Raw genomic sequence first — 23,926 nt, 5'->3', positions numbered from 1 at the left:
GACAAGCATGGCCAACACCCGTATTCTGCCGCCGGCAGACAACGCCTACCAATACCCCCTGCTGATTAAACAACTGCTGCTGTCTGCACCGCGCTACGCGCCAGATCAGGAAATTGTCTACGCTGACAAAAGCAAGTACACCTATACCGATCTGGTGGAGCGCATCCACCGCCTGGCCCATGCCCTGACGGACGCGGGTATCAAACCGGGCGACACTGTGGCGGTGATGGATTGGGATACGCCTCGCTACCTGGAATGCTTTTTTGCGATCCCCATGATTGGTGCGGTGCTCCATACCATCAACGTGCGCCTGTCACCCGAGCAGATCGTTTACACCATGAACCACGCTGAGGACGACATGGTGCTGATCCATGACGACTTCCTGCCCCTGCTCGAAGGCGTGAAAGACGACATCAAAACCGTAAAGCAGTATGTCCAGCTGACCGACGAAGCAGAGGCCAAATCGACGAATCTGCCCACGACTGGGGAATACGAAGCCTTGCTGAAAAAGTCCGGTACCGAATTCGATTTCCCGGATTTTGACGAAAACAGCATCGCGACCACCTTCTACACCACCGGCACCACCGGCAACCCGAAAGGCGTTTTCTTCAGCCACCGCCAACTGGTGCTGCACACACTGGCCATGACCGGCTCTCTATCGGCCTTCGATGAGATGCCCATGCTACGCTCATCCTCGGTGTACATGCCGGTGACGCCGATGTTCCACGTGCATGCCTGGGGCGTGCCCTATGCCGCGACCTTGCTTGGCATCAAGCAGGTTTACCCGGGCCGGTATGAACCGGAACTGCTAGTAGACCTGCTGAAGGAGCACAAAGTGACCTTCTCTCACTGCGTACCGACCGTGATGCAGATGATGATGGCCACCAAGTCGATCAAGACGGCAGACCTCAGCAACTGGCACGTTTTGATTGGCGGCAGTGCCTTGACCCGTGGCCTGTGTGACGCAGCCGCCGGCCTTGGCATCAAGATGTACACCGGCTACGGGATGTCTGAGACTTGCCCGCTGCTGTCCACCACCTATCTGAAACCGGAAGATCTGGAGCTGCCGCTTGACCAGCAGACGTCCAAGCGCATCAAAACCGGCGTCGCCGTGCCAATGGTGCAACTTGAGGTGGTTGATCCAGATGGCAATCCGGTGCCCCACGATGGTGAAGCCAAAGGCGAAGTGGTGGCCCGCTCGCCCTGGCTGACCCAGAGCTACTTCAAAGAGCCTGAAAAAGGTGAGGAGCTGTGGCAGGGCGGCTGGCTGCACACGGGCGATGTGGCCTCCATGGAGCCCAACAGCACCCTGGTCATCAAGGATCGCATCAAGGACGTGATCAAGACTGGCGGTGAATGGCTGTCATCACTGGAGCTGGAAAACCTGATCAGCCAGCATTCGGCAGTTGCAGGTGCAGCGGTAGTAGGCGTTCCAGATGAGAAATGGGGCGAACGGCCTCACGCACTGGTCGTCCTCAAACCAGGCGAACAGGCAACGCTGGAAGACCTTCAGGAGCACCTGAAGCAGTTCGTGGAATCCGGTGAAATCAACAAATGGGCGATTCCCAGCAAGATTGATTTCGTGGAGGACATTCCCAAGACCAGCGTTGGCAAGATCAACAAGAAGCTGATTCGTGACCAGCTGGGAGGCTAGCCGCCGGCTTTCTTGACCGTCCAGCCCTTTTCTTTCAATAGCGGGATAAGGATGTCCCGCTGATCCCCCTGAATCTCTACCACCCCATCTTTTACGGTGCCGCCAGTGCCACACTTCGCTTTCAGGGTTTTGGCGTAAGCTTTCAGGTCAGAACCGGCCATTGGGATGCCTGTAATCAGGGTAACGCCCTTGCCTTTCCGGCCCTTGGTTTCCCGGCTGACCCGCACCACGCCGTCACCGGCGGGCGCTTGCTCCTGACTGCACACGCATTCATCAACAGGATGGCGGCATTCCGGGCACATACGGCCCTGTTCTGTGGAAAAGACCAGTCCGCCGCCTGAGCGCTTTTTCATTATCAAACTCCTGGTGGGTATTCATCGAACATGTCGGCCACGATTTCATCGATCAGCTCACGGCGGTATTCAGAGGACTGCTCGTCGTTAAGGTATCGACGGCTTGCGGCGCGCCACACTACCTGCTTGGTGTCCGTATCTACCAGCTCAATCACCAGCTTGCCTTCCTCCACCTTTTCTACCGGTGGTGCGGTGGATATGCCCCAGCCGAAGTTACCTCTGCCAAATCCGAGACCGAAACCGAAACCTGAGCCCCCTCTTTCCAGACGCTCCTCGGTCACGATCTGCCAGGTAACGAAAAGGTCGGCTTCACTGACGTCTACCTTACGCATGGCTTCAAGCTTCATTTCCCGCTCGATGGCACTGTTAATGCGCTTGCCGTCCAGTGATAGGAAACCATCGTTGCCATTCGGTCTTGGCGCAAAATTCCACGAACTGTAGTTCCCGAACACAGCCGCCGAATCGTAATCGGTGATGACGTTGCTGGCGCAACCTGTCATCGCCAGCGCGAACACGGATATCAGTAGTAATCTGATCAAGCTACTCACCTCTCTGTTCATTCAGCATTGCTGCAATACCATTCTGACAGATATTACGCCTGTCAGGCCGAATAGGTTTCAAGCCCGATGCGGCGACTCAACCTTAAGCCCTCGCGCGTCGCAGAAGGCTTTTAGCTCTCCCCGCATTTCCTCGGCCAGCTCAAGGAATACGGTCACTTCAGTGCCGTAATCAACCCGCGTTATCACGGCATCGTGTCCTTCACACCAATGCCGCAAAGGTTGCTCGTCTGAAAAATCCAACGTGACTGACACGGTTTCCAGTGGCTTCTGCACAACCCGGCCCACATCAGACAACACGCTTTCTGCCGCACCGGCATAAGCCCGGACCAGCCCTCCGGCCCCCAGCTTGACGCCGCCAAAGTACCGGATCACCATCACCAGCACATCGCCCATATCTTTGTGCTGAATGACACCGAGTATCGGCTTACCGGCCGTTCCGGACGGCTCGCCATCATCATTCATTCCGGCTTCTGCCGCAGCGCCTGGTTGACCGATCTGATAGGCCCAGCAGATGTGCCTTGCGTCGGGATGATCCTGATGCGCCGACGCGAGCCAGGCTTTCACCTCATCGCGCGAGCCGACGGGCGCTACCCGGGCGATGAAACGGCTTTTCTTCACTTCGGTTTCCCGCTCGAGGTATCCTGCGGGTACCGGGTAATGTTTTTGCATGGACACTGACCTATGGCCACTGATGATGAATACAACAGCCCTGGAACGGCAAAACCCGCCAAGACACAAAAAGCCGCCTGCGGGATTCGGTTCCAGGAGGACGAACTGCAGGAAGGCATCGACTTTTCTGGCGCAGCACGGCTGCTGACCAAACAGTCAAAGGCATCGTCACCCTCACCCGCTGACAAACAACGGAAGACGAAGCGTCACTCTTAGGCCCCCGGATTCGGCCGTGGCGGCCTCAATCTGACCGTCGTGAGCGGTTACGATATCCCGGGCTATGGCCAGGCCCAAGCCCCAGCCTGCGCCGCTGCGGGATTTATCAGCCCGGAAAAACGGCTCGAACAACTGTCCAAGGTTTTCTTCCGGCACACCCGTACCTTCGTCTTCAATCGCCAGACTAATCCAGCCCCCAGCATTGGATACCGCAAGATGCACTGCCTTACCCGGCGGCGTATGATCCAGCGCATTCTGGAGAATATTATCAATGGCTCTTTGCAACAGTCCCTCGTTGCCAGCCACCTTGATGTGACGACTGTCAGGCGAGACGACCAGTTTGCAGTCGACTCGCTGATGCTCGGCATAATCGGCTGCGTCCCGCAGCACCCGATTCACAATAGTCACCGGCTCAACTGGCTCGCGCTCAATATCGGCGCCAGCTTCCGTGACCCGGTAAAGGGTCAGTATCTGCCCGGTCATTGCTTCAAGCCGTTCATTCTGGCGAAGAATGCTGGCCATCAGATCGTCATCGATGCCGCCTTCACTGGCCAGCTCAATGGCCACACGCTGCCGTGTCAGTGGCGTTCGAAGATCGTGGGAGATATCCCTCATCAGGTGCTTCTGCCGATCCAGCAGATAACACAGCCGTTCGGTCATCTCATTGAACGCGGTCGCCAGGGCGCCGATTTCGTCTTGCCTGGAAGCAATACGGCCACTAACCCGCAGGTCGGTTTGACCGGCCGCGATGTCGCGGGCTGCAGATTCCATGTGTTTCAGTGGCCGGGAAACCAGCCTTGCGACCCACCAGCACGCCAGAGTGATGATGACGAAAGCCACGGCCAACTCAAGCCAGCGATATATTCGGGCATCCAGCCAGCCCTCAGCGCCCTTGCGGGGCCAGGCGACGAGCTGATAGTCGTCTTCGACGGGAATCACTGCCGGTTTCAGGTTGTACCAGCCGCTTGTTTCCAGCCGCTCTCGAATGTTCTGTGGCAAGCCTTTGTCGTCACGGTCGGTCTCAATCAGGCGAAGATGCAGGTCCAGCCGCTGCCCCTCCGAACGCAGATAACGCCACATACTGCCGCCGTCATCGTCTCGACGGTAAGCCAGTGCCTGTCGCGCGACGTCCCGAAGTCCGGCCTGTCGTTCAATAGCAGCCCGTTCACGATCCTGCAGAGTGTGAGTCACTACATTACCGGCTAACGCGGTAATCACCATCGCCACCCAGATAGAGATAAACACTCGCCAGAACAGCGTGATCCTGAATCCGGTTTTCATGCAGGCACCCGATAGCTGTATCCCAGCCCTCTGATGGTTTCTATCCGGGGCGGATCGTCGTTGCCCAACTTTTTACGAAGGTTACTGATGTGCATGTCCAGAGTGCGGTCATAGGCCTCAAGCCGACGACCAAGTGCCCATTGCATCAAGTCGGTCTTGCGCACAACACTGCCAGCGTGTGCCAGCAAAACCTGTAGCACTTCGTATTCCGTCGCGGTCAGATCCAGGGCTTCATTGTTCTGGTAGATGCGACGCTGCACCGGTTCGACACGAAGGTCGCCGTAGTGTCTGGACTCGTCCACGCCGACCTCCTGATCCCAGGCGATTCGACGAAGCAGAGCCTGCAGTCGCGCGATGAGCTCTCTGGGGTTGCATGGTTTGGGGATGTAATCGTCGGCCCCCACTTCAAAGCCCACGATGCGATCGGTCTCATCGCCTCTGGCCGTCAGCAATACCACTGGCAGGTGTGTTTTTGCCCGAAGCTGGCGAAGCACGTCCAGGCCGCTGATGTCGGGCAGCATAATATCCAGCACAACAATGTCACAATCCTGGCCCATCGCCAGCGACAGGCCATCGTTGCCGTTAGCGGCTTCCCGAACTGTAAAACCCTGATTGGTCAGGTAGCGCGACAGCAAGGAGCGAAGTTCGTCATCATCTTCAACCAGCAACACGCGGTTTTGCATAGAAACTCTCCTGAAATCTGCCAGAAGTCTACCATGCCGGAAAACACCACCGCCTGACCCGCCGCGCTTTTGCAAAACCTTTACACGATGGTAACGGCGGAAGTCAGTGATCAGCCCACGGTTTCTGGCGTATGGTATGAAGGATCAACTGGAACAGGAAAAACAATGCCGGACACGGACCATCCAGAACTTTCTGACGCCCCCTCCCTCACCATCTCGACCTGCGAGTCCATAACAGACATCGGGCAGGAACAATGGGAAGCACTGGCGGGCAGGGGCAACCCCTTTCTTCGCTTCGAGTTTTTTGAAGCTCTGGAGGACACCGGCTGCACCACGCCGGAAACAGGGTGGCAACCGCAGCATCTGGTCATAAAGTCCGGCGACAGCATTGTGGGCGTTGCGCCCGGCTATCTGAAGTCACACTCCATGGGCGAGTACGTGTTCGATTTTGCCTGGGCCGAAGCTTTTCAGCGCTATGGCATTCATTACTATCCAAAACTGCTGATTGCGGTGCCGTTCACGCCGTCTCGTGGGCCCAGACTGCTGATCACTCCTGAAGTGAGGAACAAGCTAGCGCCCGGTGACATTCCCGATTTGCTCAACGATCTAATCGAGGAGCTGAACGTTCAGTCGTGGCACCTGCTGTTTCCAGACGAAGCTGATCAGGCCTTGCTGAGCCAGGACTCTGAACTGCACCGAATTGGCTGTCAGTTTCACTGGCAAAATCGTGACTACCAGAACTTCGATGACTTTCTGGGGGAATTGACGTCCCGCAAGCGCAAAGCCATTCGCAAGGAGCGAAAACAGGTGGTGGAACAGGGAATCACCTTTGTCAGATACCACGGCCGGGATATATCCGACTCGGTGTTGTCGACCTTCTATATTTTTTACCAGGCCACCTATCTCAAGCGGGGCCAACGGCCCTATCTCAACAAGGCATTCTTCGAACAGCTACGGGAGCGACTGCCGGAACATCTGAGCCTGATAATGGCGGTTCAAGACGGACGAATGATTGCCGGGGCACTGTTCATGAGCGGGGAAAATACGCTGTATGGGCGCTATTGGGGATGTCTGGATGAGTACAACTTTCTGCATTTCGAAACCTGCTATTACCAGGGCATCGAATTGGCGATAGAACGAGGACTGTCACGCTTTGATGCGGGTGCTCAGGGCGAACACAAACTCATTCGTGGTTTTGAACCGGCGATTACCCATTCATGGCATGGCATTGCCCACCCCGGTTTTCGGGAGGCCATCGAAGCCTTTACGCAGGACGAAGCAAAGCAGGTCCAGAACTATTTTGACGAGGCCTATTCTGTCTTGCCATTCAAGCAAGCGACGGACGGTTAGCCTCTATACTGAAAATCGAGAACGGACTTTCACTGAGGAGCATATGCTATGGATGCGGATTCACTCCTGGACTGGCTATTCACGCTCAATCTTCCTGTCTGGCTTTCCGGACTGGCCTTGCTTGTCGCGCTGATTGCGCTGGCGCTTTCCAATGGCATCAAACAGCGCGCAAAACAGGAAGCAGAATCTCTGCGACAACGGGTCGGTATTCTGGGTCGCGAAATGGACGACTTTCGCATTAGGCAGTTCAACGAACCGAATCAGCCAGGCTCTACCGCCAAATCGTCAAAAGCTGAAACAGCGAGCTATTTGTTGGAAAAAGAAGCATACCAGCAACTCTGGCCCCAGGTCTGGCTTCTTCATGATCGGCTGGGCGTCTTTCTGCGGGCTATCGAATCCGGGGAAGCCGTTGGTGAGCATCGGCGAGACGCAAGGAACGCAGCGCTCGAAGCCCGCTCCCTGCTCAACCGTTACCGACCTTTCTGTTTTGAAGCGGTGGATAAACTTGTGACTCAACTGATCGACACTGAAATCAAAGCTCACTTATCCGCGTGCCAATACCTGGATTTGATGAAAGAGGCTCCGCCATCGGACCACGATCGAAGAATCCACCACGACAAGTGCCACGCCCTCTATGAAACAGATGCGAAGGATATGCTGGACCAACTAGTTGTAGTAATCCGGGAGCGGATGCTGACCTCGCGCTGAACACAGGCGAGGATCAGATTATGAATGCCATAATGCTGCAGATCCCCGGATATCAGCTTCCTTCGATTCTGAAGCCAATCTTGAGCACGACCTGGTAATGCCCGACTTTGCCGTCGACGACGTGGCCCCGGGTTTCCTGCACTTCGAACCATTCGATGTTGCGCAGGTTTTTGCTGCATTCGGAGATCGCGTTTTCGATGGCGTCCTCAATGCTCGTTTTCGAGGAGCCAACCACTTCTACTTTCTTATAAACATGATGATCAGACATAACACCTCCGTTACCAGGGCCGCGTTGAACCGGATACCGTCCGGTTACCGATCATTTCAACGTAACCTAGTAACCGAGATCCATCAAACAGCCAGGGAACTTTCCCCAACCCCTGAACTCTGAGGTTTCCGGTGTCGTATTTCTTTCCAAACCTTTCGAACGTATTCCCACTATGAAGAAGCTCAAACGGTGTTTCGCCGGTTTCGCCATGATGCTCGTTCTGCTGCTGTCCGGCCCTCTTTTCCTGGCCGCCTGTGCAGGCTTTCAGGATTCATCCAGCTGGCGTACTGCAGACCGATCCAGCGCCGGCATAGCGCCCAAACCAGCCCAGGAAACCGGCGCCGTTGTGCAGGTATACGGCGCACGAGCCTACAGTTGGCGAGGGTACTTCGCCGTTCATACATGGATCAGCACCAAGGAAGCCGGTGCGAACCAATATTACGTCCATCAGGTAACCGGGTGGCGACACTACGTTGTTCAATCCCGGCCCGGCGAGCCCGACCGTGCCTGGTACGGATCGAAACCAGACCTGATCGCTGATTTTCGTGGAGAACGGGCCGAAAAGATCATCGAACAACTGGATGACGTCATTTCGCGCTATCCTTATCCGACCACCTACAAAGCTTGGCCCGGGCCTAACAGCAACACCTTTATTGCCTGGGTGATTCGACAAATACCGGAAATGGATGTGGCCCTGCCCAATCACGCAATCGGCAAGGATTACCTGGGTGACGATTTTGTTGCAGAAGTTCCCGGTGGCGCTGGCTATCAGCTTTCTCTGGGCGGTTACCTGGGACTTCTGGCAGGCGTCAGAGAAGGCGTTGAACTCAACATTCTGGGTCTGTCTCTGGGCGTGAATCCAGCCGCTCTGGGCATCAAATTACCGGGCGTAGGAGAACTGGCACTGAGAAATGCTAATCCGATGCCGGATGTCAGTCACAAGTAGCGCACTAACCCAGCAGCTGCGATACCGGCGGCAATAGCGGGCAGGGGCTTTCGTGTTGCGAGCATGATGACAGCCGTGACTGACAAAGCCGCCACTGACCCGGCATCGCCACTGAAAGCCATGGGTACAATGATGGCGATCAACACCGAACTGGCCATGGTGTTGATAAAGCTTTCGATGCGGGGATTTATGGTCACGAAAGACATCAGGAAGACGCCACCGAACCGCGTTACCACAGTCACCAGGGTAATCACCGCGATCAGTGCAAGAATGCCCAGAGTCGTCGTTTCAACGCTCATGCCGCCCCCTCCTCATCCGGGCTGGCGCGTTCAGATTTCTTATCCAGCCAGAAAAAACCAATAGCGCCACCAGCGAGGGCGCCGACGACCACGTGAGTATTGGGTGGCAGCCACTTCCAGGCGGCCAATGAAGACAGCGCAGCGATGGAACAGGCTACCAGGATTCTAGGGGATTTCTTGCCCCCCAGCGCCATGGCCAGCAGGAAGCAACCGAGCACCATATCCAGCCCCAGAGTCTTGGGATTCTGCAGCAGGCCGCCAAAATAAACCCCCAGCCAGGTACCGAATATCCAGGCCACCCAGAGAACCAGGCCACCACCAAGGATGACTTCCAGATTTCGTTTACCGCTCTGATATTCCTGAGCAGACACCGCCCAGTTGGCATCCGTGAGTAGAAGCAACAGACTGTAGCGACGACCGGGCGACAGATCCCTCAACATGGGATACAGGGACGCACCCATCAGCAAATGGCGTGAATTGATGGCGAAGACCACAGCGATCAGTGGAATCAGGGAGACTTCGCTGCCCCACATATCAACGGCCGCAAACTGGGAGGCACCTGCAAACACCGTGGTGCTCATCAGGATAGCCTGAAGAGGCTCCAATCCTTTCTGGACGGCTGCCAGGCCAAAGGCAGCACCAAACGCCACCACGAAAAGCGAGATGGGCAAAAGCCGAATGAACTCGGCGCGCACCTTTCGGGCGCTCAACTGATAGGGGTAAGTGGCGTTCGTCATTTTAGCAAGCTAATGAAAATCAGCACTCAACCCCATAGGTAGATGCCGAAGACCCGACCAACGTAGTATCAAAGCAGGCTAAGAGCGCGCTCCAGAGTAGCGTCGATCGAGGCATTGAGTTTCAGGTCCACCAGCGAATCCGCCCGTGTGCGGCCCAGATTCAACGTTACCATGGGCCGCGACCATTCGGTGGCGTAACGGCAGAAACGGAAGCCGGAATAAACCATCAGCGATGACCCGATGACCAGCAGGCCGTCACTGTCTTTCAGCGCGTCCAGGGCCGAGTAGACTCTCTGCTTCGGGACATAATCTCCGAAAAACACCACGTCTGGCTTCAGGATGCCGCCACAATGTTCACAATCGGCTACCTCGAAACGATCAAAATCCAGTTCAAGATCGGCATCACCGTCAGGGGCAACGGCCACGGAGTAATCGCCAAACCCGGGATTCAGTTGCGCGCAGCGATCGTGCACTTGATCCCTTCTGGACCGCTCACCGCAGCTCATGCAGATCACCTCGTCTGCCCTACCATGCAGATCCATTGCCAGCGAACTGCCCGCTTTCTGGTGAAGTCGATCCACGTTCTGGGTGACCAGCAAGCGGCTGTGACCGCGCTTCTCAAGCTCCGCAATGTAACCGTGAGACGGGTTTGGCGTGGCGTTGCGTATCACCGGCCAACCAATCAGGCTTCGTCCCCAGTACCGCCGCCGCGCGTGCAGGCTGGACATGAACTCGTCATGCTGAACCGGCGGTTTCCGCTTCCAACTGCCTTCGCCGTCACGATAATCCGGAATGCCCGATCCGGTACTGACGCCCGCCCCGGTCAGAATCATCAGGCGTGGATTACGGTGGATGAAGTCTGCCAGTCGCTCGCCAGCCTCCTGTGGGTCATGAGCTTCCAGCGGACGCTCGCAGCCAGGCATGACAACGCCTTTGGTAGGATTTCGAATCGCTGACATGAATCGCACTTCTTATGAATGACCCCTCTACTTTAGGGTCAGTGATCGGCTGTGCCAATGTTGATTCTGGCCATTTACCCGGTTGTGGTCTTAAAATTGAGCACTAAATGTTTGCGCGACGGTTTTTATTGCCGTCAGAACGGAGTATTTCATGGCCGACGACTCTTCCTGCTCAGAGCTATTGCTGGATAATCAACTTTGCTTTGCGCTCTATTCCACGTCGCTAATGATGACCAAAACCTATAAACCCATACTGAAAGCGCTGGATCTGACCTACCCGCAATATCTGGCCATGCTGGTGCTATGGGAAGAAGACGGCATTACCGTCAGCCACATCAGCAAGCGGCTACTGACGGACCCAGGTTCCGTGACGCCTCTGCTCAAACGCCTGGAAGCCGACGGGCTGTTGAGCCGAAAGCGTCGGACGGATGACGAGCGGGTCGTCGAGCTTTTCCTGACTGACAAAGGCAAAGCCCTTCAAGACAAAGCACGTGGTATTCCCGGGTGCATTGTGGAAGCCAGCGGGCAGTCCCTGCCCGACCTGATGGAACTGAAACGCCAGCTCATTAAACTCCGGAGTCACCTGAAGCCAAACCTGTAAGGCTTGTCGACTCGTCACAACGTGTGATTTTGGAATTTAACTTGCGCGCCAACCTTTTGTGCGCTAAGTTAATCGCCACACTCAAGATCAAGGAGTAATTCCATGGCTATCGAAGAAGTTCTCTATCGCGCATCCGCAGAAGCCACAGGCGGCCGCGACGGGCGTGCCATTTCATCAGATGGCATTCTGGACGTAGAACTGAAAACGCCCCAAGCGCTTGGTGGCGCAGGCGGCAAGGGCACTAACCCGGAACAATTGTTTGCCGCGGGATACTCGGCATGTTTCATTGGCGCCATGAAATTCGTCGCCGGCGAGGCCAAGCTTCCGATGCCGGAAGATGCGTCGATCGAGGGCGTTGTGGGCATTGGCAAAATCCCGCAGGGTTTCGGCATCGAGGTTGAACTGAAAATCTCGCTGCCAGGCATGGACGATGCCCAGGCCGATAAGCTTATTGAGGAAGCGCACAAAGTGTGCCCCTACTCCAATGCCACCCGTGGCAACATCGATGTCAAACTGACGCGCGTCGAGTAAGCGGCAGTATCAGTCAACAAAAAAGGCAGCGGTTCAACCGCTGCCTTTTTTTATTCAGTTTCATAGCACTTCGGCAAGTTCCACTGACACCATGGGAATCACCGACAGCGCCAGCAGTAATCCCATTATCCAGTTGAACCAGCGCCTGTATGCGGGCTTCTGCAACAACCTGCGAAGGCCTGCTCCGCCCAGCATCCAGCTGCCGACGCTGGGGATGGCCACCACCATGAATGCCGCCGCAATCCAGAAGGCTTGGTACACCACCTCACCACTCACTGTGGTGAATGTGGCCAGTGCCCCCACCGCCATAACCCAGGCTTTCGGGTTTACCCACTGAAAAGCGGCGGCCTGCCAGAACGACAGTGGACGACTGGTATCGTCCTGCGTTACTTCCGTTGCAGTGGTCGCGATTCGCCAGGCCAGGTACATCAGATAGCTGATTCCCAGAACCTTGATCAACTGATGCATTACCGGTACCGCTTCGAACAGTGTCCCCAGGCCAAGGCTTACTCCCAACACCATCGCAGGGAATCCGATACAGATCCCCAAGTAATGCGGCAACGTTCGCCAAACCCCAAAATTCATACCCGACGTCATTACCATGATGTTATTCGGGCCGGGAGTGGCCGTAGACACCAGCGCGAACAGCAACACACTCAATAGTATCTCCATGGTCATCTTCCCGGCCCCTGCAGTTTCCAAAGCGGTTTGCGCAGACAGGCCTGTCGCTGGGCCTCACTGATACCGATATCTTCCAGCAGGCGTGAGTCCAGGCGCGCAAGCTGTTGGCGGCTGCGATGATTGCGGTGCAGCTTCATCAGCCATCTCACAATAGAAGGCAACATAATGACGCGACGCACCTTTGCCAGCTGAATTGCTGTGGTAACGATGACCGCTTTCACCGCACCGGTGGTGCCGCCGTGAGTCAACGAATGAATGCGTACAGTTGTCATGAGCCTTCTCCTTGCTTTCCGTTTATGAGCCTGTTCATCCTAAAAGGCTTTTTGCAATGGTTACAGATTCAGTTTTTTGGTATTTTGACCAGCACAGATTCATATAACCCCCATCTGTGATGGTCTTAATTCTTTCATCTGTACTGGTCGAGGATTCATGGAAACCAATCTGTATGCACAACTGGCGGACTCACTCAGCCAGCAGATTCAGGAAGGACTGTTTAAAACCGGGGATAAGATGCCCTCGGTTCGGCGCCTGGCCAAACGTGAAGAGGTGAGTATCTCAACGGTCACTACCGCCTACAGTTTGCTTGAACAGTGGGGCTGGGTAGAGGCCCGCCCTAAGTCCGGTTATTTTGTCTCCCATCGCCAGGACGACAAGCTCGCGATTCCGCGCCAGGTGAAGATGAAGCCGAGGCCCAGGGCCGCAACCACATCGGAATTGGTCATGGAGGTACAGCGGGATTCCGCTCGACAGAAAGGCGTGAGCATGTCAGCAGCCATTCCGGCGCTGGACTTCCCCATTCTTTCAAACGTCCAGCGCGCGTTTACCCGACTTTCCAGAACCCGAAAGTTTCTTGGCGTGGGATACGATGCTCCGGAGGGCTTGCCGGAATTCCGCCAGCAGATTGCACGCCGTGCAGTCGACGCGGGCGTGCATGTATCCCCGGACGAAATAGTCAGTACGGCAGGCTGCCAGAATGCCATGGCTCTTGGACTACGAGTGTTGACCAAACCCGGCGATATCATTGCGGTGGAGTCGCCGTGTTATTACGGCCTGATTCAGATGGCCGAAGCGTTCGGCCTTCAAGTCATCGAGATACCCGCCCATCACGATACGGGTATTGGCATCGAAGCCTTAAAACTGGCGCTGGAGAAATGGCCCATCAAAGCGCTGGTATCCGTAGCGACGTTTTCCAACCCGCTGGGTTCGATCATCCCTGATGAGCGGAAGCAGGAACTGATGGAACTGCTGGAAAAATACGATGTGCCGATGATCGAAGACGACATCTACGGCGATCTGTACTTCGGTGACCGGCGTCCCAAGTCCGTCAAAGCCTTTGATCGTGACGGTCGGGTATTGCTGTGCTCATCGGTGTCTAAAACCATCGACCCGCAGCTGCGGGTCGGCTGGATCATGCCCGGCCGTTATCTGGAACAGGTAACCCATCAGAAGTTCATTCAGCAGGTGTCTGGCTCCACCCTGCCGCAGATGGTCACCGCAGAAATCATGGCCCAGGGCGCCTATGACAGGCACCTGCGCCAGGCGCGGGAAACCTACCGCATGAGGAGCCAGCAGCTGGTGAATCTGGTCAGCCAGCATTTTCCCGAACAGACCCGGCTTTCACGACCCAAAGGCGGCCTGGTGGCCTGGATAGAGCTACCTGACAGCGTGAACACAACCGAACTCTATCACCGTGGCCGCAGCCAGAATCTCACCATTGCCCCTGGCGAGATTTTTTCCGCGTCCGGTCAGTACAAATGCTGTTTCCGGATCAATTTCGCCCAGGGCTGGAGCCAGGAACGCGTGCGGGCCGTTCAAACCTTCGGGGAGTGGATTCGGGAGAGTCTCTGACGCATTTCATCCGCGCCCAGTTCTTTCATCAGGGCGATGTTGCGTTCAGGGATAGCATCGGGATCTGGATAGCTCTCCAATGCCTTTTCAACGCTGGACTCTCTCAACAGATGCAGCATTGGGTAGGGCGAGCGATTGGTATAATTCTCGGCATCCTCCGGTTGGGTTCCGGCAAAGCGGTAGTCGGGATGAAAGCTGGCAATCTGGTAAATCCCCGTCAGCTCCAGATAGTCGAGCAACCCATCCGCAGCATCGAGAAACTCGTTGTACAGATCAAAATCGGCCAGCACACCGGGATGAATCAGAAGCGTGGTTTCGACCGCCGGATTTTCGTGTAGAAACCGTAGCTCTCCCTGCAGCGCCATCAGCAAAGCATCTTCTGAATCCGCCGGTGACACCTCGAACCGAATCCGGCCTTTCATCAGCTCTTTGCGCGCAAACGGACAGAGATTCAGCCCGATAACCACTTCTTCCAACCATTGGCGCGTAGCCTTTTCAACTCCCGACGTATTCAAGTTTGCTCCTTTCCAAAGTTTAAATCTGGCCCTACATGCCGGTCGAAGTCATGGTATGTTGAGCATGCTTATAATAATCCAAAAGCGCCACAGGAGATTCCAACATGGACGCCCTACGCACCCCCGACGAACGATTCAACCGCCTGCTGGACTACCCCTTTGAGCCTAACTACATCGATGTGGAGGGCCTGCGAATGCACTACGTGGACGAGGGCCCCACTGATGCCAAACCGGTGCTTATGATGCACGGCGAGCCGTCCTGGTCTTACCTTTATCGACACATGATTCCCATTTGTGCGGCTGCGGGCCACCGGGTGATTGCGCCGGATCTGATCGGATTCGGAAAATCCGACAAACCGACAAACATAGACGATTACAGCTACCAGCAGCACATGGACTGGATGCAGAGCTTTCTGGACCAGACCGGCCTGACCGATATTACCCTCGTTTGCCAGGACTGGGGCTCGCTGCTCGGCCTGCGCCTGGCTGCCGAAAACCCGGACCGCTTCCGTGCCATCGTGCTGGGAAACGGCATGCTTCCCACGGGCGACCAGGCGTTGCCCAAAGCCTTCAAAATATGGAAGAACTTTGCCGTACACAGCCCCTGGTTTCCCATTGCCCGCATCATCGACACAGGCAGTTTCCGAAAGCTGGGGCCCGATGAGAAGCGCGCCTACGATGCACCTTTCCCCAGCAAGAAGTACAAAGCCGGAGCCCGGGCTTTTCCAAAGCTCGTGCCCGCTACGCCAAATGACCCGGCCACCGAAGCCAACCGAGCGGCCTGGAAAGTATTCGAGAAATGGGAAAAACCTTTCCTGACCACCTTTAGCAACGGCGACCCGGTCACACGTGGCGGCGACAAATATGTCCAGGAACGCGTTCCCGGCGCCAAAGACCAGCCTCACGTCACCCTGACCGGCGGCCACTTTCTACAGGAAGACTCGCCGGTGCAGTTTGCGAATGCGGTAAACCAACTGATTGCGCGAATGGATGGCGCTAAACACGAATGACTGACAAAGCCACCGGACAGGTTGCAACTGAACCGTTGCCAACAGACCCCGGTGGTTTTCAGTAATAACCCTGGCTGCGCAAATACTCGTCGTAGTTGCCACTGAAATCAGTCACGCCATCGGCTGAAAGATCCAGAATGCGCGTGGCCAGTGACGATACAAACTCCCGGTCATGACTGACAAAAATCAGCGTGCCCGGGTAGTTCTCAAGCGCCAGGTTCAGCGCCTCGATGGACTCCATATCCAGGTGGTTGGTAGGTTCATCCATCAACAACACGTTCGGCTTTTGCAGGATGAGTTTGCCGAACAGCATCCGCCCTTCTTCACCACCCGAAATCACTTTGACAGACTTACTGATTTCATCCCCTGAAAACAGCATCCGCCCGAGCGTGCCACGAACCATCTGCTCACCTTCCTGGGTCCACTGGGCCATCCAGTCGGTCAGATTCATGTCCTCTGCAAACTCATGAGAATGATCCTGGGCGTAATAGCCCACCTGTGCGCTGTCGGTCCATTTGACCTCGCCGCTATCAGGCTCATAATTTCCTGCCAGACACTGCATCAAAGTGGTTTTACCGATACCGTTGGGACCAATGATCGCGACTCGCTCACCCGCCTCCACTTTCAGATCCAGATTTTCAAACAATGGCTTTCCGTCAAAACCCTTGGTCAAGCCATTCAGAGTAACAGCCTGACGATGCAGTTTTTTGGTCTGCTCGAAGCGAATAAAGGGGCTGACCCGACTGGACGGCTTTACCTCTTCCAGCTGAATCTTGTCGATCTGCCGGGCCCTTGAGGTTGCCTGCTTGGCTTTGGAGGCATTGGCCGAGAAACGGCTGACAAACTGCTGCAGTTCGGCGATCTCCTTTTTCTTCTTGGCGTTGTCTGCCAGCAAGCGTTCCCGCGCCTGGGTGGCTGCGGTCATATACTCGTCGTAATTGCCGGGGAACAGGCGTAGCTCACCGTAATCCAGGTCCGCCATGTGGGTGCAAACACTGTTCAGAAAATGGCGGTCGTGGGAGATAATAATCATGGTGCTGTTGCGGGCCACCAGAATATTTTCCAGCCAACGGATGGTGTTGATGTCCAGATGGTTGGTTGGCTCGTCCAGCAACAGAATGTCCGGGTCGGAAAACAATGCCTGGGCCAGCAGCACACGCAATTTCCAACCCGGTGCCACTTCGCTCATCAGGCCGTTGTGCTGATGCTCCGGAATATCCAGGCCCAGCAGCAGCTCTCCGGCTCTTGCCTCGGCGGTATAGCCGTCCAGTTCGGCAAACTGCACTTCCAGATCGGCAACCGCCATGCCGTCTTCCTCGCTCATTTCCGCCAGCGAATAGATGCGATCTCTTTCCGCCTTCACCTGCCACAACTGTTCATGGCCCATGATGACGGTATCCAGTACCGTGCAGTCTTCATAGGCGTACTGATCCTGGCGCAGCTTACCCAGCCGCTGGTTGTGGTCCACCATCACCTGGCCGGCTGAGGGTTCAAGGTCACCGCCCAGGATTTTCATAAAGGTGGACTTGCCGCAACCGTTGGCGCCAATCAGACCATAACGGTTGCCGTTGCCAAATTTGACCGACACATTTTCAAACAGGGGCCGGGCACCAAACTGCATGGTGATGTTCGCGGTGGAAATCAAAGGAGGAATCCGTATCTTGGTGAATGCCCGGTAATAACACCGGCGCGAAAAGCGCGCATTGTACAGATTTCAGGCACAAACCGTGAGACCGCAAAAACACGGATAAAAACCGCTTGCCTGAGAGCGCTCTGGCGGGCAGCATTTCAGGCTCAGACAAAGCCTTTGGCTTTTCCTCCAAACCTTCAAAAGGAAACTTCTAACATGGCACAGGCAACAGCCCGTCATATCCTTGTAGACAGCGAAGCGAAGTGCAACGAACTCAAAGCAGCCATTGAAGGCGGCCAGGACTTCGCCGAGGTCGCCAAGCAGCATTCTTCCTGCCCTTCCGGCCGCAACGGCGGCGACCTGGGCTCATTCGGCCCCGGCCAGATGGTTCCTGAATTCGACAAAGTGGTCTTCAGTGGCGAAGTCAACAAAGTACTTGGCCCGGTACAAACCCAGTTCGGCTATCACCTCCTGGAAGTCACCAGCCGGAGTTGATGGGCTTCGACTCTCTATTGGCTAACTCAACCCGCCGAGGCCGTATCCTCTTCTGGATGGCCCTGGCGGGCCTGCTCTGCCTTCTTCCGCTGTTTTTCGTCGGTGGTCCGGGCTGGAGCGACGGCCCTCTCATCAAGTCGGCGTGGAATCTTGGGCATCCGCTTTTCTTTGCACTGCTGGCGCTCGTGGTTCAGCCCTGGCGCTATCTGACCGGATTGGCACTCTGGCTGGCGAGCAGTATTGTGGTCCTGCTGATAGGCATTGGCATAGAGTACGCCCAGTCTTTCAACCACCAACGCAACATCGATTCAGTTGATTTATTACGAAACCTGACGGGGCTCTGGCTGGTGCTTGCGCTACTCCCTTGCGCCGGATTCCTGTCTTTACGACCCTTTGTACGCTGGCTAGTGCGACTGAGTGTTTTCGCGTTGCTTGCCGCAGACGTTACGGCGGTCTGCAAGATTGCTTACCAGCAGTACCAGGTCAGCCAATGGCTGCCCGACCTTTACAATTTTAACCAACAGAGCCCGGAAACCTTCTGGAAAGGGGACGTCCGCATCGCAGGCAGCAAAGAATGCGGCGAGCTCACTGACCATGGACTGTCTATTGGCCTGAAGACTCACCGTTACTCAGGGGCATCCCTGCGCAACCCGCCTGCCGACTGGCACGCATATGATTCGCTCAGAATGGTTATCTGGAACCCTCAACATCAGGATATTGCGCTAACTCTGCGCATTAATGACCGGGAGCATGAGGATAGGGGCATCCATTTTCAGGATCGTTTTAACCATACTTTTCAGATACAACCCGGTGTCAATCGAGTGGATCAGGACCTCAGCATGGTGGCGAATGCGCCAGTGGAAAGAACCATGAACATGGACAACATCCGACGGCTAATGTTATTTACGTCAAATCTGGAAAAACCCGCCCGCCTCTGCCTGGTAGCTCTCAAGCTCACAAAGGTTCATGACGCCACCGAAGGTTTGGACTAAACTGTCGACTATGCGAAACGATGTCTGCCGGGGCGCAGTTCGCCCCACCTGCCCCAACCGCCGCGTGGCCAAAGGCTTATTACGCGGCCTGGGGATGGTTTTGTTTGTCTGGGCAAGCGCGCTCTGGGCAGATGAGATGAAACCACTGACCATCAGTGTTGGTGACTGGCCTCCGTTTTTCGTCGAAAACGAGCCCGGCCAGGGCAGCGTTGCCAGACTGGTTCGCGACGTTTTTGCCGACCAGGGCTATGATGTCACCTTTGATTTTCTCCCCTGGAAGCGAGCCTATCGCGAAGCCGCCATCGGTAAACACAGCGCCACGGCAATATGGATGCACAAGGAAGAGCGCGAAAAAGACTTCATTTACAGCGACGCGGTGATGAAAGAACGATTTGTACTTTTCCATCGCAAGGATAAGCCGCTGACGTGGGACACCATGAAAGACCTGTCCGGGCTAAAACTGGGCGCCAGCATTGGTTACAGTTACGGCCCGGAGTTTGACGAAGCGCTGGAACAGGGCGTTATTTCCGTGGAGCGGGCGTCGTCTACGGAACTGAATTTCAAAAAACTGCTATATGACCGGATTGACGCCTTCCCCGAAGAGATCAACGTCGGTTACTACATATTGCGGCGTGAAACTGACAAACCGGACACCAATGCGATCACTCACCATCCCAAATCCATATCGGAAAACGAAAGCTTTTTGCTGTTCCCTCGCAATGACCCGGACACAAAAGAACTTCTGAGCGCCTTCAATGAAGGTTTAAAGAAATTCCGTGAAAGTGGCCAATACACACGCTACTTCGACATCCGACCGCAGGCATCCCTCGAAAAAGGCTCTGCGTCAGCCCTTTAGCACGCTTCTTTCAGTCCAGGACCCAGGGATTCGAAGTCAACGCTTCCGCACCGTTTTCCGCGACCACAACGGTATCGCTGAAGCCCATACCCCACTGCCCCGGAATCCTCAGGCATATCGGAAGATGAAATACCATGCCGGTTTCGAACACGGCGGTTTCTCCCCGCGCGATAAACCCCGAGCCTTCCACCCAGGACGGAGGAAACTGGGCACCGACGGTATACCCGAACACACCAGAGAAAAACACCTTTCCTGCCAGCGGCGCCAACGCTGTTTCCGCCGCCTTTGCAGCGGAATCAAAGGTCTGGCCGGGTATCATGGTTCGCTGCAGGGCATCCACAATTCGACGGCATCCATCAAATACTTCGCGCATTTCGGCTGTCGGTGTGCCGGCGATGACCGTCCGCATCATGGGCGCCGTGTAGCGCTGGAAAACTGCCCCGAATTCCAGAAACACCGGCTCGCCTTCGTTGATGGTTACTCGCTTGTGATTGGTATGAATCACACTGCTTCGTTTGCCGGTGGTTACGATCGGCTGCATGCTCATAAATTCGCTGCCACAGGCAAGCAGCGTCTGGGCGCCGATAGCGGCAATGTCATTGTCTGTCTTCCCCGGGCTCACCGCCGACGCTGCTGCCTCCATGCCCTGGCCAGTCATCTGGGCGCTGCGCCTCAAGCATTCTATCTCGGCCGCTGATTTCACAATACGAATGGGCTTCAGCAAACCGGAGGCATCCACCAGCTGAATGCCGGGCAACCGGGCGCGAAGCCCCTCAACAACCCCGGTGCGCAATGAACCATGCCAGGAGTCAATGCCCAGACGATCCCCATGACCTTTCACTTCATCCGCAAGGGGGTCCAGTACCGCTTCAATACTCTCCCATCGGTATCCGATCACCTTTGCCAGCCGCGTCGTGATGGTGGCGGGGCCCGTCTCAATGGAAGGCACCTGAAGCACGAGCGAATCCGCGGTTACAACCAGGGCAATGTGTACTGATACCTCAAAGGTGCTGTAACCCGTCAGGTAGAACACATCGGACGGATCGGTCAACAACAGTGCTCCGAGGCCATTGGACGCCATTCTGGCGCGAGTGGCCTGCAGTCGGCGATCAAATTCTTCTACCGTAAACGGGCATTCCTGCCCACGAAATTCTTCGGCCAGTGCAGCCTGATAGGCGTGAAAGTCCATAGCGCACCTCACATGAAGGTTCTTGCCGAACCATGGTTGGCCTGATTGATCAGGATGGATTCAGAAACCTTGCCAACTGACGCCCGACCGATTTTACGGGGCGGGTAATTGCGTCCTGGATACCCGCCGTGACGACTCTGGTAAAACGGGTGCCAGCATCACTTTCCAGAAAACGGATGTACTCGTTCAGCTCGTCATTGGAAAGGTCCTGATAGGTATAAAGGTAGATATCATAGACCTGTTGCGCCACCATCGCCCGAACCTGGTCCCGTTGGCTTTCGATCATCTGTTCCATCTGATCGAAACCGGGGCCTTTGCCACCCTGAAACGCAGCCATCGCCGTCGCCAGGCCCAATTGTACGGCTACGGTGGTATCGACGGCACTTTCGGTAGCACGGGCCGCTTTATCATAGCGGGTGAAGAGTTGTGCTCGCTCGCTGCCCCGATACTCAGCCTGCAGCTCTGGTGCGCCTTGTTGAATGCTGAGCCACGCATCGGTACTGGACGCTTTGATCTCGGCCCTGGAGATACGTTCTGCCAATGGCGTGCGGTACCATTGCCCTACCGAGTTCAGTTGCTCTTCACTCAATGAGGCCGACAGGTCTGCGACCAGTTTGTTCTCGATATTGGCAGACTGGAATGCACCGCGCACAACCGTGACAATGGTCGAGACCATCATTGGGTCTAACCGACCGCTCTGGCTCAACCCCTGACGAACGCCCTCACTCATCATATCCGGATACGTCGCCACAATATCGTCCACCGGTGAGGCTTCCAGCACGGATTTTGCCAGCGTGCTGGCCTGCACCGATCCGGAAAGGAACAGAAGCAAACATAAAACCGGTTTAACTTGGGAAAGAGACGGCATCAACCTAGTATCCTCAGTAGGAAAACTCCGTTATGCCATGGGCCGAGTAACCGACGCAAGATATGGTCAAACAAAGAAAGCGGCACTGGCTGTCCGCAACCTGGTCCTCACGCCTGACATGGGTCGTTCTGCCTGCCACAGGCGTGATTATTACCATTCTGATAACCATACGGTTCAGCCTGCTCGAGCCTGATTCACCGGCGGATCCAGACAATATCTGCAGCGTCTTTCGTGAGCACCCCGTGTGGTATGACTACGCAAAAGACGCCCAGCAAAAATGGGGCACCCCGATTGCTACCCAACTTGCCTTTGTCTACTACGAGTCGTCGTTTCGCAGTCATGCCCGGCCACCCCGGAAATTGCTGCTCGGATTCATTCCGTGGCTCCGCCCTACGTCAGCCTTCGGCTACGCTCAGGCGCTTGACCCCGCCTGGGGAGAATATCTGGAAGCAAACGGCGACGGCCTGGCAGTGGTTAGAACCAATATGAAATACGCTCTGGACTTTGTTGGCTGGTACAACCATCTGACCCGTCGTGAGGTTGGCGTGCCTTTGAATCAGCCCCGAAATCTCTACCTGGCGTACCATGAAGGACGAACTGGCTATCAGAGAAAAAACTACAGCCGGAAACCAGACATCGTAAAACTGGCAGATCGAGTGCAGAACCGGGCGTTCCGCTACGACAATCAGCTCAAAACCTGCGAACAGGAATTTCAGTGTTGGCGTTTCTATCAGTTCTGGCCCTTTTGCGGAGACTGGTAAACCTATATGCAGAAGGCTACTGACGCGCCTCGATACGATTGGTCAGGGCCATCAATTGTTGCTTGAGAAACTCCATCACCAGCCGAACCCGGGCCATCTGCCGGGTGTCCTGATTAACCATCAGCCACAAATCCACGCCTTCTCCTTCCAGAGGCGGGGTCAAACGCCGCAGATCCTGTGTAACGTCGCCCAGATAGCAGGGCAACACCGCCAGGCCACTGCCAGCGCGGGCCAGGGAGAACATCGCCTGAAGACTGTTACAGCGCACCACTGACCGCGCATTTTTCAGCATCTTCCGGTACCAGCGTCCGGTTGCCAGGTGACTGAAGCTTTCGTCGGGTAGAATCCAGCTGCACAGCTCCGGGGTGTGGCCCAGATCCATATCCGGATTGCGGTCACAATAGTCCTTTGAGCCATACACGGCCGACTCAATGGTACCAATGCGTTCGCCTTCCAGGGTTGCTTGCGGCCGATTGACGGGCCGAAGGGTGAGGTCCGCCTCACGGTGGCTCAAATTGAGCACGTCATTGTCTGTCAGCACTTCCAGCTCAATGTCAGGATAGGCCTGCAACAACTCTGACACCATCGGGCCGATCAGCGCATTCACCATGGTATCAGTGGCGGCCAGCCTGACTTTCCCTACCGGGGCCGAATCCTGACCAATTAACTGACGCTCCAGATTTTCCATGTCCGTGGCCAGGCGATCGGCTTCCCGAAAGGCCGTTTCACCAACCGGCGTCAGGTGAAGGCCTTCACGGTCACGCTCGAAGAACTGAACGCCCATTTGCTCTTCCATCTGGTCCAGACGACGGAGAACGGTGGTCTGATGGACCCCCAGAATCTCACCCGCTTTGGCAAGTGTGCCGCCGGTGGCGAGGGCGTGGATGTAGCGAAGGTAATCCCAATCCATAAAATAACTGCATATTTGCAAGGCTTGTACGGATTTTAACGTATTCACGCTGCAAAAACGAATCCGTATACTTCAACACATAGTCAGCTAACCAATATCTTGTTAGTCATCTTAGCAATCAATACACCGGAATTAAGGAGGAGGCGCTATGACCCAAATCCATAACGTATCTCATCATCCGCTGCCATCCAGCATCCTCCATAATGGAAACGATGTCAGGCGCCAGTACACCCGTGCAGCGGCACAGCAGGCATTCCAGGTAATCAGTCGTAAAATCGCTGTCTGGAGAAAGCGTGCACCAAGCGTTACCCCGGATTACCAGCCAGGCATCTGAGGCTGGTTTTCAGAAGCACGCT

Annotated in this window: 29 protein-coding genes; 13 read left to right on the top strand and 16 right to left on the bottom strand. The window is 55.7% G+C overall.

The genetic code is table 11. The features are described from left to right. Nucleotides 1-7 precede the first annotated feature (7 nt). Complete coding sequence (locus tag QLQ17_RS06050) at nt 8-1,654, top strand: fatty acid--CoA ligase (RefSeq protein ID WP_283208644.1); 1,647 nt, start codon at nt 8-10, stop codon at nt 1,652-1,654. Here the strand turns inward: QLQ17_RS06050 and QLQ17_RS06045 are convergent. The 5 genes from QLQ17_RS06045 to QLQ17_RS06025 form a co-directional block, all read right to left on the bottom strand. Next, entirely contained in the window at nt 1,651-2,007 is a 357-nt protein-coding gene (locus QLQ17_RS06045) for a translation initiation factor Sui1 (RefSeq protein WP_283208643.1), read from the bottom strand. The genes QLQ17_RS06050 and QLQ17_RS06045 overlap by 4 nt on opposite strands. A gap of 2 nt (nt 2,008-2,009) precedes the next feature. Then, nucleotides 2,010-2,543 carry a DUF4136 domain-containing protein gene (locus QLQ17_RS06040; protein ID WP_283209052.1) on the bottom strand — a complete coding sequence of 178 codons (534 nt, stop codon included), beginning with the start codon at nt 2,541-2,543 and terminating at the stop codon, nt 2,010-2,012. Between the two features lie 81 nt (nt 2,544-2,624). Continuing rightward, nucleotides 2,625-3,236 carry a YigZ family protein gene (locus QLQ17_RS06035; RefSeq protein ID WP_283208642.1) on the bottom strand — a complete coding sequence of 204 codons (612 nt, stop codon included), beginning with the start codon at nt 3,234-3,236 and terminating at the stop codon, nt 2,625-2,627. Between the two features lie 174 nt (nt 3,237-3,410). Then, entirely contained in the window at nt 3,411-4,733 is a 1,323-nt protein-coding gene (locus QLQ17_RS06030; RefSeq protein WP_283208641.1) for a sensor histidine kinase, read from the bottom strand. Then, nucleotides 4,730-5,416, bottom strand: a complete 687-nt coding sequence (locus tag QLQ17_RS06025) for a response regulator transcription factor (RefSeq protein WP_283208640.1) — start codon at nt 5,414-5,416, stop codon at nt 4,730-4,732. The genes QLQ17_RS06030 and QLQ17_RS06025 overlap by 4 nt, the downstream gene beginning before the upstream one ends. 165 nt (nt 5,417-5,581) lie before the next feature. Between QLQ17_RS06025 and QLQ17_RS06020 the strand changes: the two genes are divergently transcribed. Together QLQ17_RS06020 and QLQ17_RS06015 are read left to right on the top strand one after the other, a co-directional pair. Continuing rightward, nucleotides 5,582-6,766: a GNAT family N-acetyltransferase gene (locus QLQ17_RS06020; RefSeq protein WP_283208639.1), complete on the top strand. Its 1,185-nt coding sequence runs from the start codon at nt 5,582-5,584 to the stop codon at nt 6,764-6,766. Between the two features lie 48 nt (nt 6,767-6,814). Then, the gene (locus tag QLQ17_RS06015; protein ID WP_283208638.1) at nt 6,815-7,474 is read left to right on the top strand and encodes a hypothetical protein; all 660 of its coding nucleotides are present in this window, start codon (nt 6,815-6,817) and stop codon (nt 7,472-7,474) included. 52 nt (nt 7,475-7,526) lie between these two features. On the opposite strand, the gene QLQ17_RS06010 is transcribed toward QLQ17_RS06015, so the two are convergent. Then, entirely contained in the window at nt 7,527-7,742 is a 216-nt protein-coding gene (locus QLQ17_RS06010) for a dodecin (protein ID WP_283208637.1), read from the bottom strand. 172 nt (nt 7,743-7,914) lie between these two features. Between QLQ17_RS06010 and QLQ17_RS06005 the strand changes: the two genes are divergently transcribed. Then, entirely contained in the window at nt 7,915-8,688 is a 774-nt protein-coding gene (locus QLQ17_RS06005; protein ID WP_283208636.1) for a DUF3750 domain-containing protein, read from the top strand. On the opposite strand, the gene QLQ17_RS06000 is transcribed toward QLQ17_RS06005, so the two are convergent. The 3 genes from QLQ17_RS06000 to QLQ17_RS05990 all read right to left on the bottom strand — a co-directional run bounded on the left by QLQ17_RS06000 (nt 8,679) and on the right by QLQ17_RS05990 (nt 10,647). After that, entirely contained in the window at nt 8,679-8,987 is a 309-nt protein-coding gene (locus QLQ17_RS06000) for an AzlD family protein (RefSeq protein ID WP_283208635.1), read from the bottom strand. The genes QLQ17_RS06005 and QLQ17_RS06000 overlap by 10 nt on opposite strands. After that, nucleotides 8,984-9,724 (bottom strand): AzlC family ABC transporter permease, encoded by a 741-nt coding sequence (locus tag QLQ17_RS05995; RefSeq protein ID WP_283208634.1) that lies wholly within the window; start codon nt 9,722-9,724, stop codon nt 8,984-8,986. The genes QLQ17_RS06000 and QLQ17_RS05995 overlap by 4 nt, the downstream gene beginning before the upstream one ends. Before the next feature lie 68 nt (nt 9,725-9,792). Continuing rightward, nucleotides 9,793-10,647, bottom strand: coding sequence for an NAD-dependent protein deacetylase (locus QLQ17_RS05990; RefSeq protein WP_283209051.1), 855 nt, complete (start codon nt 10,645-10,647; stop codon nt 9,793-9,795). Nucleotides 10,648-10,834: 187 nt separating this feature from the next. On the opposite strand from QLQ17_RS05990, the gene QLQ17_RS05985 reads away from it, so the two are divergent. Further along, a complete protein-coding gene (locus QLQ17_RS05985) occupies nt 10,835-11,284 on the top strand; it encodes a MarR family winged helix-turn-helix transcriptional regulator (protein ID WP_283208633.1) in 450 nt (149 codons plus the stop codon). Between the two features lie 102 nt (nt 11,285-11,386). Next, entirely contained in the window at nt 11,387-11,815 is a 429-nt protein-coding gene (locus QLQ17_RS05980; protein WP_283208632.1) for an organic hydroperoxide resistance protein, read from the top strand. Nucleotides 11,816-11,875: 60 nt separating this feature from the next. Here the strand turns inward: QLQ17_RS05980 and QLQ17_RS05975 are convergent, their stop codons facing one another. Together QLQ17_RS05975 and QLQ17_RS17160 are read right to left on the bottom strand one after the other, a co-directional pair. Then, on the bottom strand, nt 11,876-12,487 hold the full coding sequence (locus tag QLQ17_RS05975) for a LysE family translocator (RefSeq protein WP_283208631.1): 612 nt from the start codon (nt 12,485-12,487) through the stop codon (nt 11,876-11,878). A gap of 2 nt (nt 12,488-12,489) precedes the next feature. Continuing rightward, nucleotides 12,490-12,768 carry a DUF1127 domain-containing protein gene (locus QLQ17_RS17160; protein WP_502867354.1) on the bottom strand — a complete coding sequence of 93 codons (279 nt, stop codon included), beginning with the start codon at nt 12,766-12,768 and terminating at the stop codon, nt 12,490-12,492. Nucleotides 12,769-12,925: 157 nt separating this feature from the next. Here QLQ17_RS17160 and QLQ17_RS05965 point away from each other — a divergent pair, with 157 nt between their 5' ends. Then, nucleotides 12,926-14,344, top strand: coding sequence for an aminotransferase-like domain-containing protein (locus tag QLQ17_RS05965; RefSeq protein ID WP_283208630.1), 1,419 nt, complete (start codon nt 12,926-12,928; stop codon nt 14,342-14,344). Here the strand turns inward: QLQ17_RS05965 and QLQ17_RS05960 are convergent. Continuing rightward, nucleotides 14,308-14,859, bottom strand: a complete 552-nt coding sequence (locus QLQ17_RS05960) for a DUF1415 domain-containing protein (RefSeq protein ID WP_283208629.1) — start codon at nt 14,857-14,859, stop codon at nt 14,308-14,310. The genes QLQ17_RS05965 and QLQ17_RS05960 overlap by 37 nt on opposite strands. A 104-nt stretch (nt 14,860-14,963) precedes the next feature. On the opposite strand from QLQ17_RS05960, the gene QLQ17_RS05955 reads away from it, so the two are divergent. Beyond that, complete coding sequence (locus QLQ17_RS05955) at nt 14,964-15,869, top strand: haloalkane dehalogenase (protein ID WP_283208628.1); 906 nt, start codon at nt 14,964-14,966, stop codon at nt 15,867-15,869. Between the two features lie 58 nt (nt 15,870-15,927). Here QLQ17_RS05955 and QLQ17_RS05950 read toward each other — a convergent pair whose 3' ends face one another. After that, nucleotides 15,928-17,514, bottom strand: coding sequence for an ABC-F family ATPase (locus tag QLQ17_RS05950; RefSeq protein ID WP_283208627.1), 1,587 nt, complete (start codon nt 17,512-17,514; stop codon nt 15,928-15,930). A gap of 201 nt (nt 17,515-17,715) precedes the next feature. Here QLQ17_RS05950 and QLQ17_RS05945 point away from each other — a divergent pair, with 201 nt between their 5' ends. Genes QLQ17_RS05945 through QLQ17_RS05935 form a run of 3 tightly spaced genes read left to right on the top strand, consistent with a single transcriptional unit; the run spans nt 17,716 to nt 19,842 of the window. Further along, the gene (locus QLQ17_RS05945; RefSeq protein ID WP_502867353.1) at nt 17,716-17,994 is read left to right on the top strand and encodes a peptidylprolyl isomerase; all 279 of its coding nucleotides are present in this window, start codon (nt 17,716-17,718) and stop codon (nt 17,992-17,994) included. Beyond that, nucleotides 17,994-18,986, top strand: a complete 993-nt coding sequence (locus QLQ17_RS05940) for a VanZ family protein (protein ID WP_283208625.1) — start codon at nt 17,994-17,996, stop codon at nt 18,984-18,986. The genes QLQ17_RS05945 and QLQ17_RS05940 overlap by 1 nt, the downstream gene beginning before the upstream one ends. A gap of 10 nt (nt 18,987-18,996) precedes the next feature. After that, the gene (locus tag QLQ17_RS05935; RefSeq protein ID WP_283208624.1) at nt 18,997-19,842 is read left to right on the top strand and encodes a substrate-binding periplasmic protein; all 846 of its coding nucleotides are present in this window, start codon (nt 18,997-18,999) and stop codon (nt 19,840-19,842) included. A gap of 10 nt (nt 19,843-19,852) precedes the next feature. Here the strand turns inward: QLQ17_RS05935 and QLQ17_RS05930 are convergent, their stop codons facing one another. Continuing rightward, nucleotides 19,853-21,031, bottom strand: coding sequence for a M24 family metallopeptidase (locus QLQ17_RS05930; RefSeq protein ID WP_283208623.1), 1,179 nt, complete (start codon nt 21,029-21,031; stop codon nt 19,853-19,855). Between the two features lie 49 nt (nt 21,032-21,080). Beyond that, a complete protein-coding gene (locus QLQ17_RS05925) occupies nt 21,081-21,899 on the bottom strand; it encodes a DUF2059 domain-containing protein (protein ID WP_283208622.1) in 819 nt (272 codons plus the stop codon). Between the two features lie 62 nt (nt 21,900-21,961). Here QLQ17_RS05925 and QLQ17_RS05920 point away from each other — a divergent pair, with 62 nt between their 5' ends. After that, nucleotides 21,962-22,660 carry a transglycosylase SLT domain-containing protein gene (locus QLQ17_RS05920; RefSeq protein WP_283208621.1) on the top strand — a complete coding sequence of 233 codons (699 nt, stop codon included), beginning with the start codon at nt 21,962-21,964 and terminating at the stop codon, nt 22,658-22,660. Between the two features lie 16 nt (nt 22,661-22,676). On the opposite strand, the gene QLQ17_RS05915 is transcribed toward QLQ17_RS05920, so the two are convergent. Further along, on the bottom strand, nt 22,677-23,570 hold the full coding sequence (locus QLQ17_RS05915) for a LysR family transcriptional regulator (protein ID WP_283208620.1): 894 nt from the start codon (nt 23,568-23,570) through the stop codon (nt 22,677-22,679). Between the two features lie 148 nt (nt 23,571-23,718). On the opposite strand from QLQ17_RS05915, the gene QLQ17_RS05910 reads away from it, so the two are divergent. Beyond that, complete coding sequence (locus QLQ17_RS05910) at nt 23,719-23,904, top strand: hypothetical protein (protein WP_283208619.1); 186 nt, start codon at nt 23,719-23,721, stop codon at nt 23,902-23,904. The last annotated feature ends 22 nt before the right edge of the window (nt 23,905-23,926 follow it).

The organism is Marinobacter sp. CHS3-4 (assembly GCF_030053415.1).
Classification (GTDB): domain Bacteria; phylum Pseudomonadota; class Gammaproteobacteria; order Pseudomonadales; family Oleiphilaceae; genus Marinobacter.
Note: the sequence above shows the minus strand (reverse complement) of the source record. Positions and strands in the feature narration are given on the sequence as shown.

Coding starts and splice junctions, on each gene's coding strand:
- QLQ17_RS06035 (WP_283208642.1), bottom strand. CDS start 3,236: ATGCAAAAACATTACCCGGTACCCGCAGGATACCTCGAGCGGGAAACC.
- QLQ17_RS05955 (WP_283208628.1), top strand. CDS start 14,964: ATGGACGCCCTACGCACCCCCGACGAACGATTCAACCGCCTGCTGGAC.
- QLQ17_RS05940 (WP_283208625.1), top strand. CDS start 17,994: ATGGGCTTCGACTCTCTATTGGCTAACTCAACCCGCCGAGGCCGTATC.
- QLQ17_RS05935 (WP_283208624.1), top strand. CDS start 18,997: ATGCGAAACGATGTCTGCCGGGGCGCAGTTCGCCCCACCTGCCCCAAC.
- QLQ17_RS06010 (WP_283208637.1), bottom strand. CDS start 7,742: ATGTCTGATCATCATGTTTATAAGAAAGTAGAAGTGGTTGGCTCCTCG.
- QLQ17_RS05990 (WP_283209051.1), bottom strand. CDS start 10,647: ATGCCTGGCTGCGAGCGTCCGCTGGAAGCTCATGACCCACAGGAGGCT.
- QLQ17_RS06020 (WP_283208639.1), top strand. CDS start 5,582: ATGCCGGACACGGACCATCCAGAACTTTCTGACGCCCCCTCCCTCACC.
- QLQ17_RS05930 (WP_283208623.1), bottom strand. CDS start 21,031: ATGGACTTTCACGCCTATCAGGCTGCACTGGCCGAAGAATTTCGTGGG.
- QLQ17_RS17160 (WP_502867354.1), bottom strand. CDS start 12,768: ATGACAACTGTACGCATTCATTCGTTGACTCACGGCGGCACCACCGGT.
- QLQ17_RS06050 (WP_283208644.1), top strand. CDS start 8: ATGGCCAACACCCGTATTCTGCCGCCGGCAGACAACGCCTACCAATAC.
- QLQ17_RS05965 (WP_283208630.1), top strand. CDS start 12,926: ATGGAAACCAATCTGTATGCACAACTGGCGGACTCACTCAGCCAGCAG.
- QLQ17_RS06015 (WP_283208638.1), top strand. CDS start 6,815: ATGGATGCGGATTCACTCCTGGACTGGCTATTCACGCTCAATCTTCCT.
- QLQ17_RS05920 (WP_283208621.1), top strand. CDS start 21,962: ATGGTCAAACAAAGAAAGCGGCACTGGCTGTCCGCAACCTGGTCCTCA.
- QLQ17_RS05910 (WP_283208619.1), top strand. CDS start 23,719: ATGACCCAAATCCATAACGTATCTCATCATCCGCTGCCATCCAGCATC.
- QLQ17_RS05985 (WP_283208633.1), top strand. CDS start 10,835: ATGGCCGACGACTCTTCCTGCTCAGAGCTATTGCTGGATAATCAACTT.
- QLQ17_RS06025 (WP_283208640.1), bottom strand. CDS start 5,416: ATGCAAAACCGCGTGTTGCTGGTTGAAGATGATGACGAACTTCGCTCC.
- QLQ17_RS05945 (WP_502867353.1), top strand. CDS start 17,716: ATGGCACAGGCAACAGCCCGTCATATCCTTGTAGACAGCGAAGCGAAG.
- QLQ17_RS05925 (WP_283208622.1), bottom strand. CDS start 21,899: ATGCCGTCTCTTTCCCAAGTTAAACCGGTTTTATGTTTGCTTCTGTTC.
- QLQ17_RS06000 (WP_283208635.1), bottom strand. CDS start 8,987: ATGAGCGTTGAAACGACGACTCTGGGCATTCTTGCACTGATCGCGGTG.
- QLQ17_RS06045 (WP_283208643.1), bottom strand. CDS start 2,007: ATGAAAAAGCGCTCAGGCGGCGGACTGGTCTTTTCCACAGAACAGGGC.
- QLQ17_RS05975 (WP_283208631.1), bottom strand. CDS start 12,487: ATGGAGATACTATTGAGTGTGTTGCTGTTCGCGCTGGTGTCTACGGCC.
- QLQ17_RS06030 (WP_283208641.1), bottom strand. CDS start 4,733: ATGAAAACCGGATTCAGGATCACGCTGTTCTGGCGAGTGTTTATCTCT.
- QLQ17_RS05995 (WP_283208634.1), bottom strand. CDS start 9,724: ATGACGAACGCCACTTACCCCTATCAGTTGAGCGCCCGAAAGGTGCGC.
- QLQ17_RS06005 (WP_283208636.1), top strand. CDS start 7,915: ATGAAGAAGCTCAAACGGTGTTTCGCCGGTTTCGCCATGATGCTCGTT.
- QLQ17_RS05915 (WP_283208620.1), bottom strand. CDS start 23,570: ATGGATTGGGATTACCTTCGCTACATCCACGCCCTCGCCACCGGCGGC.
- QLQ17_RS05980 (WP_283208632.1), top strand. CDS start 11,387: ATGGCTATCGAAGAAGTTCTCTATCGCGCATCCGCAGAAGCCACAGGC.